Consider the following 12987-nt stretch of genomic DNA (forward strand, 5'->3'; position numbering starts at 1 on the left):
GGGTTTACCATTAACGAATAGTCTTAGTAGTACCGAAAAAATGGCAGAGAAACGCAATATCTTTCTGGTTGGGCCTATGGGTGCCGGAAAAAGCACTATTGGGCGCCAGTTAGCTCAACAACTCAATATGGAATTTTACGATTCTGATCAAGAGATTGAGAAACGAACCGGAGCTGATGTGGGCTGGGTCTTCGATGTAGAAGGTGAAGACGGCTTCCGCGATCGCGAAGAAAAAGTCATCAACGAGTTGACGGAAAAACAGGGTATTGTGCTGGCAACTGGCGGTGGCTCTGTAAAATCACGTGAAACACGTAACCGTCTTTCCGCGCGTGGCGTCGTGGTCTATCTTGAAACGACAATTGAAAAACAACTTGCGCGAACTCAACGCGACAAGAAACGCCCGCTGCTGCAGGTAGAATCACCGCCTCGCGAAGTTCTGGAAGCGTTGGCTGACGAACGCAATCCTCTGTATGAAGAGATTGCTGACGTGACCATTCGCACCGATGATCAGAGCGCTAAAGTCGTGGCAAACCAGATTATTCATATGTTGGAAAGCAACTGATTCTGGCTTAATACACTCGTCTGCGGGTACAAGTAACTAAGGTGGATGTCGCGTCATGGAGAGGATTACAGTCACTCTCGGGGAACGTAGTTACCCTATCACCATCGCGGCTGGTTTGTTTAATGAACCGGCTTCATTCTTACCGCTGAAATCGGGCGATCAGGTTATGTTGGTGACCAACGAAACTCTGGCTCCCCTTTATCTCGATAAGATTCGCGGCGTACTTGAACAGGCGGGTGTTAATGTTGATAGCGTCATCCTTCCTGACGGCGAGCAGTATAAAAGCCTGACGGTGCTGGATACGGTATTCACAGCATTACTGCAAAAACCGCACGGTCGCGATACCACGCTGGTTGCTCTTGGCGGCGGCGTGATTGGCGATCTTACCGGTTTTGCAGCCGCCAGCTATCAGCGCGGCGTACGTTTTATTCAAGTCCCGACAACGTTGTTGTCGCAGGTTGATTCCTCCGTTGGCGGCAAAACAGCCGTAAACCATCCCCTTGGCAAAAATATGATTGGTGCCTTTTACCAACCGGCCTCCGTGGTGGTGGATCTCGATTGTCTGAAAACGCTTCCTGCGCGTGAGTTGGCGTCGGGTCTGGCGGAAGTGATCAAATACGGCATCATCCTTGACGGTGAATTTTTCAGCTGGCTGGAAGATAATCTGGACGCATTACTCCGTCTGGACGGTCCGGCAATGGCGTACTGTATCCGCCGTTGTTGTGAGCTGAAAGCAGAAGTTGTCGCAGCAGACGAGCGCGAAATGGGCTTACGTGCTTTACTGAATCTGGGACATACGTTTGGCCATGCAATCGAAGCTGAAATGGGTTATGGCAATTGGTTACATGGTGAAGCGGTGGCCGCAGGTATGGTAATGGCTGCTCGTACGTCAGAACGTCTGGGTCAGTTTTGCTCCGTGGACACACAGCGCATCATTACGCTGCTGAAGCGGGCAGGCTTACCGGTTAATGGACCACGTGAGATGTCCACTCAGGCCTATTTACCGCACATGCTGCGAGATAAAAAAGTGTTGGCGGGGGAGATTCGTTTAGTGCTTCCGTTGGCAATAGGGAAGAGTGAAGTGCGCGGCGGAGTGTCGCACGAGGTGGTTCTTAACGCTATTGCTGATTGTCAGCAGGCGTAACAACAAGAAAGGTCCGGCTTGCGTTGTAAGACGTAAGTCTTTTAGCTTCAGGTTATGTGCAACGTCGTAAGCATTAACCTTTGAGTGGGGTGTTAAATGGATGAATTCAAACCAGAAGACGAGCTGAAACCCGATCCCAGCGATCGTCGTACTGGTCGTTCTCGTCAATCGTCTGAACGCGATAATGAGCCGCAAATCAATTTTGATGATGTTGATCTGGATGCTGACGATCGTCGTCCAGCGCGCGCGCGTAAAGAACGTGACGAAGAACAAGACATTGAAGAAGACTATGAATCTGATGACGATACCGTGGATGAAGAGCGTGTAGAACGCCGTCCTCGTAAGCGTAAGAAAGCCGCCAGCAAACCAGCCTCTCGCCAATATATGATGATGGGTGTGGGTGTTCTGGTGTTGCTGTTGTTGATTATCGGCATCGGTTCCGCGTTGAAAGCCCCCTCATCTCCTTCTTCCAGCGATCAGACGGCGTCTGGCGAGAAGAGTATCGATCTTTCTGGCAGTAGTGCGACCGATCAGGCGAGCACCACTCAGCCTGCAACAGGTGCTGAGCAGCCAGCAGGTAATGCGCAGCAGGATGTTTCTCTGCCGCCGATTTCCTCTACGCCGACTCAGGGACAAGAGCCTGTTGCCGCTGAAGGTCAACAGCGTGTTGAAGTTCAGGGCGACCTGAATAATGCCCTGACACAGCAGCAAGGTCAGGAACAGGCGAACAACGTGGTCGTGAACTCCACGCTGCCAACCGAACCTGCCACCGTTGCACCCGTTCGCAATGGCACTACCGCACGTCCTGCAACAACTGAGCCAACTGAACGTCACGCGACTGCGCGCCCGGAACGCAAACAGGCCGTTATTGAGCCGAAGAGCAAACCGCAGACGACCGTGAAAGCGATGCCGACAGAGCCAAAACCTGTTGCTCAGGCAAAGCGCACTGAACCGACTGCGCCAGTAACTGCACCGGTCACTACGACCAAAGCACCTGCGGCGACGACTGCGCCAAAAGCGACAGCTGAGCCTAAAGCAACCGTCAGTACCACCACACCTGCGCAGACTGCTACCCCTGCGGCACCTACGGCAACGCCTGTTGCGGGTGGTGCAAAAACGGCAGGCAATGTTGGGGCGTTAAAATCGGCGCCGTCCAGTCATTACACTCTGCAGCTTAGCAGTTCTTCTAACTACGACAACCTGAACGGTTGGGCGAAGAAAGAGAACCTGAAGAACTACGTGGTGTATCAGACGACGCGTAACGGTCAACCGTGGTATGTTCTGGTTACGGGCGTATATGCGTCTAAAGACGATGCAAAACGTGCGGTGTCTACGTTACCAGCCGACATTCAGGCGAAAAACCCGTGGGCGAAACCGCTGCATCAGGTTCAGGCCGATCTGAAGTAAGATAGGATATGTTCTGCAATGGTTTGATGTTTCGCCCAATTGCGGGACAAAGACTAAAGCGCAGGATGCTGTCGGAGCTTTCTCCACAGCCGGAGAAGGTGTAATTAGTTAGTCAGCATGAAAAAAAATCGCGCTTTTCTGAAGTGGGCAGGGGGAAAATACCCCCTGCTTGATGATATCAAACGACATTTGCCTCAGGGCGATTGTCTTGTTGAACCCTTCGTGGGTGCCGGGTCGGTGTTCCTTAACACCGACTTTTCTCGTTATATTCTTGCCGATATCAACAGCGACCTCATCAGTCTCTATAACATCGTGAAGTCACGTACCGATGAGTATGTGCAGGCTTCGCGTGAGCTGTTTGTTCCTGAGACCAATCAGTCTGAGGTGTACTATCAGTTCCGGACAGAGTTTAACGCAAGCCAGGATCCATTCCGACGCGCGGTGCTGTTCTTATACCTCAACCGTTTTGGTTACAACGGCCTGTGTCGGTATAACCTTCGTGGCGAATTTAACGTGCCGTTTGGCCGTTATAAAAAACCCTACTTCCCGGAAGCAGAGTTGTACCATTTTGCCGAAAAAGCGCAGAATGCAGAGTTTCATTGCCTCTCCTATGAAGAGTGCATGGAGCGCGCTGATATCAACTCTGTGGTTTATTGCGACCCGCCATATGCGCCGCTTTCGGCGACGGCGAATTTCACCGCGTATCACACCAATAGCTTTAGCCCGAAAGAGCAGGCGCATCTGGCCGAGATGGCAGAAAAGCTGGTCAGTAAGCAGATCCCGGTGTTAATTTCGAACCACGACACGCCCGATACGCGCGAGTGGTACCGAGCGGCGAAGCATTTTCAGGTCAAAGTGCGGCGCAGTATAAGCAGCAACGGCGGCACACGTAAAAAGGTGAATGAACTGCTGGCTCTGTACAAACCAGGAGTCGTAACGCCTGCGAAAAAGTAATTCTCAAGGAGAAGCGGATGAAACAGTATTTGATTGCCCCCTCAATTCTGTCGGCTGATTTTGCCCGCCTGGGTGAGGACACCGCGAGCGTCCTGGCTGCCGGTGCCGATGTTGTGCACTTCGATGTCATGGACAACCATTATGTACCTAACCTGACTATCGGGCCGATGGTACTGAAATCACTACGCAAATATGGGATTACCGCCCCTATTGATGTGCATCTGATGGTGAAGCCGGTTGATCGTATTATCCCGGACTTCGCTGCCGCGGGCGCCAGCATCATTACCTTTCACCCGGAAGCCTCCGAACACGTCGATCGCACCTTACAGCTGATCAAAGAGAACGGCTGTAAAGCGGGTTTGGTATTTAACCCGGCCACGCCGCTGAGCTACCTGGACTACGTGATGGATAAGCTCGATGTGATCCTGCTGATGTCCGTTAACCCAGGCTTTGGCGGGCAATCTTTCATTCCGCAAACGCTGGAAAAGCTGCGTGAAGTCCGCCGCCGTATTGATGAGTCCGGCTATGACATTCGCCTGGAAGTTGATGGCGGCGTTAAGGTGAACAATATCGGCGAAATCGCCGCAGCGGGTGCGGATATGTTTGTCGCAGGCTCCGCGATTTTCGACCAACCTGACTACAAAAAAGTCATTGATGAAATGCGCCATGAACTGGCGAAGGTAAGTCATGGATAAATTTCAGGATATTCGGGGCGTTGCTTTTGACCTCGACGGTACGCTGGTTGATAGCGCGCCGGGATTAGCCGCCGCGGTAGATATGGCGCTATATGCGCTGGAATTACCCACCGCAGGTGAAGAACGTGTGATTACCTGGATTGGTAATGGCGCGGATGTATTGATGGAGCGTGCGCTCACCTGGGCTCGCCTTGAGCGCGCGACGCTGCGTAAAACCACGGGTAAACCTCCCGTTGATGACGACATTCCTGCCGTTGAGCAAGTGCGTATTTTACGTAAGCTGTTTGACCGCTATTACGGTGACGTTGCCGAAGAAGGGACATTCTTATTCCCCCACGTTGCCGATACGCTGGGTGCGCTGCATGCGAAAGGCCTGCCGTTAGGTCTGGTGACTAACAAGCCGACGCCGTTTGTGGCACCGTTGCTTAATGCACTGGATATCGCCAGGTATTTTAGCGTAGTCATCGGTGGTGACGACGTTAAGAACAAAAAGCCGCATCCTGACCCGCTGCTGTTAGTGGCCTCACGTATGGAGATCGCGCCTGAACAATTGCTCTTTGTCGGTGATTCGCGCAATGATATTCAGGCGGCAAAAGCCGCAGGCTGTCCTTCGGTTGGCCTCACGTATGGGTATAACTACGGTGAAGGGATCGACCTCAGCCAGCCGGATGTAATTTACGACAGCATTAATGACCTTCTGCCCGCACTCGGGCTCCCGTATAGCGAAAATCAGGAATTGAAAAATGACTAAGCCCATCGTTTTTAGTGGCGCACAGCCCTCAGGTGAATTGACCATTGGCAACTATATGGGTGCGCTGCGTCAATGGGTAAACATGCAAGATGATTACCACTGCATCTACTGTATCGTGGACCAGCATGCTATCACCGTCCGTCAGGACGCGCAGAAGCTGCGTAAAGCCACGCTGGACACGCTGGCACTGTATCTGGCGTGTGGTATCGATCCTGAGAAAAGCACCATTTTCGTTCAGTCCCACGTGCCGGAACATGCACAGTTAGGCTGGGCGCTGAACTGCTACACCTATTTCGGCGAACTGAGCCGCATGACTCAGTTCAAAGATAAATCTGCCCGTTACGCTGAAAACATCAATGCCGGCTTGTTCGACTACCCGGTACTGATGGCGGCCGATATTCTGTTGTACCAGACCAATCTGGTACCGGTAGGGGAAGATCAGAAACAGCACCTGGAACTGAGCCGTGACGTCGCCCAGCGTTTTAATGCACTGTATGGCGACATCTTCAAAGTACCTGAGCCGTTTATTCCGAAATCCGGTGCACGCGTGATGTCCCTGCTTGAGCCGACGAAGAAAATGTCTAAGTCGGATGACAACCGCAACAACGTGATCGGCCTGCTGGAAGATCCGAAATCTGTGGTGAAGAAAATCAAACGCGCCATGACGGATTCCGACGAGCCGCCTGTTGTTCGCTACGATGTGCAGAATAAAGCGGGTGTCGCCAACCTGCTGGATATTCTCTCTGCCGTGACCGGTCAGAGCATCCCGGAACTTGAGCAGCACTTTGAAGGCAAGATGTATGGTCACCTGAAGGGTGAAGTCGCAGACGCCGTGTCCGGTATGCTGACTGAGCTTCAGGAGCGTTATCACCGTTTCCGTAACGATGAAGCCTTCCTGCAGAAAGTAATGAAAGACGGCGCAGAAAAAGCTGGCGTACGTGCAGCGGAAACGCTGAAAGCGGTTTATGAAGCGATTGGATTTGTTGCCAAGCCGTAATTTACTCTGTATTTCGAAAACCGGGTTAGCCCCGGTTTTTTTTCGTCTGTCGGTTTGCAAACAACAAAAACTGTGAAGTGCTTCGCCGTTTGCACATTTCGTTATTGCGTTATATCTTCAATTTAATGAAGATATAAATATTCAATTTACTGAAAATATATGATGCGTCGGACATTTATCAAGAAAGAGGGGGTTGTACTGACAACCCTGGCCCGTTACCTTCTCGGTGAGAAGTGCGGTAATCGTTTGAAAACTATCGATGAACTGGCTGCTGAGTGTCATTCATCGGTAGGGCTAACACAGGCGGCGCTGAAAACGCTGGAATCCTCTGGAGCGATCCGTATCGAGCGTCGCGGGCGTAACGGCAGCTTCCTGGTGGAGATGGATAACCGCACGTTGTTGAAGCATGTCGATATCAATAATGTGGTCTGTGCGATGCCGCTGCCCTATACCCGTTTGTATGAAGGGTTGGCGAGTGGACTGAAAGCGCAGTTTGACGGGATCCCGTTTTATTACGCACATATGCGTGGGGCGGATATCCGTGTGGAATGCCTGATCAATGGCGTCTACGACATGGCGGTAGTTTCCCGTCTGGCTGCAGAAAGTTATCTTGCGCAAAACGGGCTTCGCATCGTACTGGCACTGGGACCGCATACTTACGTAGGCGAACACCAACTTATCTGTCGTAAAGGTGAGTCCGGGCAAGTGAAGAGGGTGGGACTGGATAACCGCTCGGCGGATCAGAAAATTATGACCGAGGCCTGTTTTGGTGAGCGTGATGTTGAGCTGATTGACCTTCCTTATCACGAAAGCCTGCAGCGTATTGCGAAAGGGGATGTAGATGCGGTGATCTGGAACGTGGTGGCGGAGGCTGAACTGGCAGTACTGGGGTTAGAAGCAACGCCACTGACCAACGACCCGCGATTTCTGCAGGCCACCGAAGCCGTAGTGTTGACCCGGACAGATGATTATCCGATGCAGCAGTTACTCCGTGCCGTCGTTAACAAAGACGCGCTGCTTGCCCACCAGCAACGTGTGGCAAATGGTGAACAGGAACCCAGTTATTAAGCGAAGGGCATAAGATGGAAAACAGACTGAACCTGTTGTGTGAAGCGGGTGTTATCGACAAGGATATCTGCAGCGGCATGCTGCAGGTAGTGAAGCAACTCGATGAAGAGTGGCATTTACCGGTTCATACCGAGCAGGGAGCAATGGCAATAACCCATATGGCGAGCGCATTAATGCGTAGCCGCCGGGGGGAAGTGATCGAAGCTCTTGATGATGAACTGCTGGCTGAGCTGGCGCAATCAAACCACTGGCCAACTATTTTATTGGTGCATTGTGGGTTGTTGAAAGAGTTTGCGCTGACGCTACATGCTAATGAAGAGGGGTATCTGTTGGCGAACCTGTACGGATTATGGATGGCGGCGCACGAAGGCGTCTGAGGTAAATCGAATATCGGCGTACCGCATCTTAAATATTCAAAAAAATGAATATTTAACTGAGGGATTAGAAACGAGGCATACAGATGTTTATACAGGCATTGAAACGCCAGAACCCTGCACTCATTACTGCCGCTATTGGCCTGTGGCAGGAAGGAAAGATTGCGCCAGATAGCTGGGTTATTGATGTTGACCAGGTGATCGAGAATGGCAAACGCCTCTTAGACGTGGCGCAGCAACACGGTATCTCACTCTATTTGATGACTAAGCAGATTGGGCGTAATCCGTGGCTGGCAGACAAGCTATTGCAGCTTGGTTATGAAGGCATTGTGGTTGTGGATTACAAAGAGGGCCGCGTGATGCGCCGCGCCGGGCTACCGGTCGCGCATCAGGGGCACCTGGTACAGATCCCTTCGCGACAGGTCAGTGACGCAGTGGCTCAGGGAACTGATGTCATAACTCTTTTTTCACTGGAAAAAGCGCGTGAGGTTTCCGCTGCGGCAGTGAAAGCTGGTTGTGAACAGGCTGTCATGCTCAAAGTCTATGATAAAGAGGATTATCTCTATCCGGGGCAAGAAAGTGGATTTCCACTGGCCTATCTGAACGATGTCGTGAATGAAATACGTTGTTTACCGGGCCTGCATCTTAGTGGATTAACTCATTTTCCCTGCCTGCTGTGGGATGAGAAATCCGCAGAAACGGTACCGACGCCAAATCTGCACACCCTGGTGGCAGCCCGACGTCAGTTAGCCGCGGCAGGCGTTGACGTTGAACAACTCAATGCCCCCTCTGCCAGCAGCTGTACATCGCTTCCGCTACTGGCGAAATATGGCGTGACTCACGCAGAGCCTGGACATGCGCTGACGGGAACCGTCCCGTCTAATCAGAAGGGCGACCAGCCTGAACGTATTGCAATGCTCTGGCTGAGCGAGATTTCCCATACTTTTTGCGGAGACAGTTATTGCTATGGTGGCGGCTATTACCGCCGTGGCCATGCGCGCAATGCACTGGTTTTTGCGCCTGGCAATAGCATACCCGTTGAAGCAACGCTGCAACCTGTAGATGACAGTAGTATCGATTATTACCTGCCTCTGGCTGGAGAGTTCCCGGTGAGCAGTGCGGTGGTGTTCTGCTTCCGTACCCAAATCTTTGTGACCCGTAGTGATGTTGTGCTGGTGTCCGGTATTCAGCGTGGTGCAGCTGAGATCGTTGCCCGGTACGACAGTCTCGGAAATGTACTGGAGGGTTAATGGCGCGATTCGTGGTGTTGGTCATTGATAGCTTTGGGGTCGGCGCAATGAAGGACGTGACGCGGGTCAGGCCGCAGGATGCTGGGGCGAATACCTGTGGTCATATCCTGGGCGAACTCCCGCAGTTACAGTTGCCGACGTTGGAAAAGCTGGGGTTGATTAACGCGCTGGGCTATGCGCCGGGTGTGATGAAACCTTCATTGTCGGCTGTCTGGGGTGTGGCGGAACTGCAGCATGAAGGGGGCGATACCTTTATGGGGCATCAGGAGATTTTAGGCACTCAGCCGCAGTCCCCGTTGCGCATGCCGTTTAGCGATGTTATCGACCGGGTTGAGCAGGCGCTGAAAAGCGAGGGCTGGCAGGTGGAGCGGCGTGGTGGTGAACTGGCATTTCTGTGGATCAACGGGGCTGTGGCCGTGGGGGATAACCTCGAAGCAGATTTAGGTCAGGTCTATAACGTGACCGCTAACCTGTCTGTTATCCCGTTTGATGAGGTGTTGAAAGTCGGCCGAGTGGTACGTGAGCAAGTACAGGTTGGGCGCGTGATCGCGTTTGGCGGACTGCTTACTAACAGCCAGCGTATTCTGGATGCCGCCGAGACCAAAGAGGGACGTTTTATCGGTATTAACGCCCCACGCTCCGGCGCCTACGAAAGCGGCTTTCAGGTCAGACATATGGGCTACGGGGTTGATGACCAGGTGCAGGTTCCGCAAAAGCTGCATGAGATAGGAGTGCAAACGATCCTGGTTGGTAAAGTGGCCGATATCGTCAGCAATCCTCATGGGCGTAGCTGGCAAAACCTGGTGGACAGCCAGCAGATTATGGATATCACCCTGAATGAATTTCAGGCCGAATCGACGGCATTTATCTGCACTAACATCCAGGAAACCGATCTCGCTGGACATGCTGAAGATGTGGCTCGTTATGCCGAACGATTGCAGCTTGTCGATCTTAATCTTTCGCGCCTTCTGGCCGCAATGACTCAAGGGGACTGTCTGGTCGTCATGGCCGATCACGGTAATGATCCGACCATCGGCCATAGCCACCATACCCGTGAAGTTGTACCGGTGTTGGTTTATCAGCAGGGACAGATGCCAGGCCAGCTTGGTGTACGTGCCTCGCTATCGGATGTCGGTGCGACGGTATGTGAGTTTTTCGCCGCACCACCACCACAAAACGGTACCTCTTTTCTTTCTGCGTTACGGCTCACAGGAGATGTTTTATGAGCATTGATACGACAGGCTACACCTACGTCCATGAACATCTGCATATCGATCTCTCTGGTTTTAAGAACAACATCGACTGTCGGTTAGATCAGTACGCGCTCATCTGCCAGGAGATGAAAGATCTGCGGGCGTTAGGGGTACGCAACATTATTGAGATGACCAATCGGTACATGGGGCGTAACCCGCAATTTATGCTCGATATGATGCGTGAAACGGGGATGAATGTAGTGGCCTGCACCGGTTATTACCAGGATGCGTTTTTCCCTGAACATGTAGCGGCCCGCAGCGTGGAACAGCTCGCGCAGGAGATGGTTGATGAGATTGTTATCGGTATTGATGGTACTGAATTGAAGGCCGGAATTATCGCGGAAATCGGCTCCAGCGAAGGGGTGATTACGCCACTTGAAGAGAAGGTTTTTATCGCCGCGGCGCGGGCGCATAACGAAACCGGACGCCCCATATCGACCCATACCTCTTTCAGTACAATGGGCCTGGAACAGTTGGATTTGCTGAAGATGCACGGCGTTGACCTTTCCCGCGTGACCGTTGGTCACTGCGATTTGAAAGATAACCTCGACAATATTCTACGCATGATCGATCTCGGCGCGTATGTGCAGTTCGACACCATTGGTAAAAACAGCTATTACCCGGACGAGAAACGCATTGGCATGCTGCACGCGCTACGCGATCGCAAGCTGCTTAACCACGTGATGCTCTCAATGGATATTACCCGGCGCTCACATTTAAAAGCCAATGGCGGCAATGGCTATGACTACCTGTTAACGACTTTTATTCCACAACTGCGCCAGTCAGGATTCGACCAAGCCGATGTGGACACGATGTTACGTGATAACCCTTCACAATTTTTCCAATAAGGATAGAACCATGAAAAAGATTGGCGTTGCTGGCTTACAGCGTGAGCAGATTAAAAAGACCATCGAAACTGTAGCTCCAGGCTGCTTTGAAGTATCAATTCACAACGATATGGAAGCAGCGATGAAGGTGAAATCCGGGCAACTGGACTACTACATTGGCGCCTGTAATACCGGGGCTGGTGCGGCGCTATCGATTGCTATTGCGGTGATTGGTTACAACAAAAGCTGCACTATCGCCAAGCCGGGTATTAAAGCGAAAGATGAGCATATCGCAAAAATGGTCGCGGAAGGGAAAGTGGCTTTCGGTCTTTCCGTCGAACATGTTGAACATGCGATTCCGCTGCTTGTTAACCATCTGAAATAAAAGGCACGATTATGGATCTGTACATTCAGATTATCCTGGTGGCCTGTCTGACCGGTATGACATCGCTTTTGGCGCATCGGTCGGCTGCCGTTTTTCATGATGGAATCCGTCCAATTCTCCCGCAGCTCATTGAAGGGAATATGAACCGCCGTGAGGCGGGGAGTATCGCGTTTGGTCTGAGCATCGGATTTGTTGCTTCTGTCGGGATTTCGTTCACGTTGAAAACCGGGCTGCTTAATGCGTGGCTGCTGTTTCTGCCAACGGACATTCTTGGCGTGCTGGCAGTCAATAGCCTGCTGGCGTTTGGTCTGGGAGCTATCTGGGGTGTACTGATTCTGACCTGTCTGCTACCGGTGAATCAGTTACTGACAGCATTACCCGTAGATGTGCTGGGTAGCCTCGGGGAGCTGAGTTCTCCGGTGGTGGCCGCATTTGCGCTCTTTCCTCTGGTGGCGATTTTCTACCAGTTTGGCTGGAAACACAGTCTGATAGCGGCCGTTGTGGTATTGCTGACCCGAGTCGCTGTCGTGCGTTTCTTCCCACACCTTAACCCGGAATCAATTGAGATTTTCATTGGTATGGTCATGCTGCTGGCGATTGCCATTTTCCATGATATACGCCATCGCAGTGATGAAGGGATGGATGCCAGTGGGTTATCGGTATTTGAGGAGCGAACCTCAAGGATCATTAAAAATCTACCGTATATCGCCATTGTCGGCGCGCTGATTGCTGCCGTCGCCAGTATGAAAATTTTCGCGGGCAGTGAGGTTTCGATCTTTACGCTGGAAAAAGCTTACTCGGCAGGGATTACGCCAGAACAATCGCAGACCCTGATAAACCAGGCTGCACTGGCTGAATTTATGCGTGGGTTGGGCTTTGTGCCGATGATTGCGACAACCGCGCTGGCGACGGGGGTTTATGCGGTAGCAGGTTTCACTTTCGTCTATTCAGTCGGCTATCTGGCACCGAACCCGTGGATTGCGGCGATCCTCGGCGCTATCGTGATTTCAGCGGAAGTGCTGCTGCTGCGCTCAATTGGCAAATGGCTGGGCCGCTATCCGTCAGTACGCAACGCATCGGATAACATTCGTAATGCCATGAATATACTGATGGAAATGGCACTGTTGATCGGTTCTATTTTTGCAGCAATAAAAATGGCGGGTTACACCGGATTCTCTATTGCGGTTGCCATTTATTTCCTCAACGAGTCGATTGGACGGCCGGTACAGAAAATGGCAGCACCGGTTGTTGCGGTGATGATTACCGGTATCCTGTTGAATATTCTCTACTGGTGCGGGCTGTTTGTCCCGGCCTGAGGAG

General features: G+C 52.0%; 14 protein-coding genes. All 14 read left to right on the plus strand.

Annotation, left to right across the window (positions count from 1 at the left end; all coding sequences use genetic code 11):
- Positions 1-40: 40 nt before the first annotated feature.
- The gene (gene aroK / locus IMQ48_RS04230) at positions 41-562 is read left to right on the plus strand and encodes a shikimate kinase AroK (RefSeq protein WP_003023552.1); all 522 of its coding nucleotides are present in this window, start codon (positions 41-43) and stop codon (positions 560-562) included.
- A 55-nt stretch (positions 563-617) separates the two neighbouring features.
- Positions 618-1706, plus strand: coding sequence for a 3-dehydroquinate synthase (gene aroB / locus IMQ48_RS04235; protein WP_196208033.1), 1089 nt, complete (start codon positions 618-620; stop codon positions 1704-1706).
- A gap of 96 nt (positions 1707-1802) precedes the next feature.
- A complete protein-coding gene (damX, locus tag IMQ48_RS04240; RefSeq protein ID WP_196208034.1) occupies positions 1803-3113 on the plus strand; it encodes a cell division protein DamX in 1311 nt (436 codons plus the stop codon).
- Positions 3114-3230: 117 nt separating this feature from the next.
- Positions 3231-4067: an adenine-specific DNA-methyltransferase gene (gene dam / locus IMQ48_RS04245; RefSeq protein WP_196208035.1), complete on the plus strand. Its 837-nt coding sequence runs from the start codon at positions 3231-3233 to the stop codon at positions 4065-4067.
- Between the two features lie 17 nt (positions 4068-4084).
- On the plus strand, positions 4085-4762 hold the full coding sequence (rpe, locus tag IMQ48_RS04250) for a ribulose-phosphate 3-epimerase (RefSeq protein ID WP_096759286.1): 678 nt from the start codon (positions 4085-4087) through the stop codon (positions 4760-4762).
- On the plus strand, positions 4755-5513 hold the full coding sequence (gph, locus tag IMQ48_RS04255) for a phosphoglycolate phosphatase (protein WP_196208036.1): 759 nt from the start codon (positions 4755-4757) through the stop codon (positions 5511-5513). Before rpe ends, gph begins: the two co-directional genes overlap by 8 nt.
- On the plus strand, positions 5506-6510 hold the full coding sequence (gene trpS / locus IMQ48_RS04260) for a tryptophan--tRNA ligase (RefSeq protein WP_196208037.1): 1005 nt from the start codon (positions 5506-5508) through the stop codon (positions 6508-6510). Before gph ends, trpS begins: the two co-directional genes overlap by 8 nt.
- Positions 6511-6672: 162 nt before the next feature.
- On the plus strand, positions 6673-7578 hold the full coding sequence (gene yhfZ / locus IMQ48_RS04265; RefSeq protein ID WP_196208082.1) for a GntR family transcriptional regulator YhfZ: 906 nt from the start codon (positions 6673-6675) through the stop codon (positions 7576-7578).
- A 14-nt stretch (positions 7579-7592) separates the two neighbouring features.
- Positions 7593-7955 carry a PRD domain-containing protein gene (locus IMQ48_RS04270; protein ID WP_181218611.1) on the plus strand — a complete coding sequence of 121 codons (363 nt, stop codon included), beginning with the start codon at positions 7593-7595 and terminating at the stop codon, positions 7953-7955.
- 83 nt (positions 7956-8038) lie between these two features.
- Positions 8039-9202, plus strand: coding sequence for a YhfX family PLP-dependent enzyme (locus IMQ48_RS04275; RefSeq protein WP_196208038.1), 1164 nt, complete (start codon positions 8039-8041; stop codon positions 9200-9202).
- Entirely contained in the window at positions 9202-10428 is a 1227-nt protein-coding gene (locus IMQ48_RS04280; RefSeq protein WP_196208039.1) for a phosphopentomutase, read from the plus strand. The genes IMQ48_RS04275 and IMQ48_RS04280 overlap by 1 nt, the downstream gene beginning before the upstream one ends.
- The gene (locus IMQ48_RS04285) at positions 10425-11303 is read left to right on the plus strand and encodes a phosphotriesterase-related protein (protein ID WP_196208040.1); all 879 of its coding nucleotides are present in this window, start codon (positions 10425-10427) and stop codon (positions 11301-11303) included. The genes IMQ48_RS04280 and IMQ48_RS04285 overlap by 4 nt, the downstream gene beginning before the upstream one ends.
- 10 nt (positions 11304-11313) lie before the next feature.
- Positions 11314-11667 carry a DUF2620 domain-containing protein gene (locus tag IMQ48_RS04290; RefSeq protein ID WP_181218618.1) on the plus strand — a complete coding sequence of 118 codons (354 nt, stop codon included), beginning with the start codon at positions 11314-11316 and terminating at the stop codon, positions 11665-11667.
- Between the two features lie 11 nt (positions 11668-11678).
- Entirely contained in the window at positions 11679-12983 is a 1305-nt protein-coding gene (locus tag IMQ48_RS04295) for a YhfT family protein (RefSeq protein WP_196208041.1), read from the plus strand.
- Positions 12984-12987 lie beyond the last annotated feature (4 nt).

Origin of the sequence: Citrobacter sp. Res13-Sevr-PEB04-36 (assembly GCF_015672735.1) — a bacterium.
In the GTDB taxonomy this organism is placed as follows: Bacteria; Pseudomonadota; Gammaproteobacteria; order Enterobacterales; family Enterobacteriaceae; genus Citrobacter.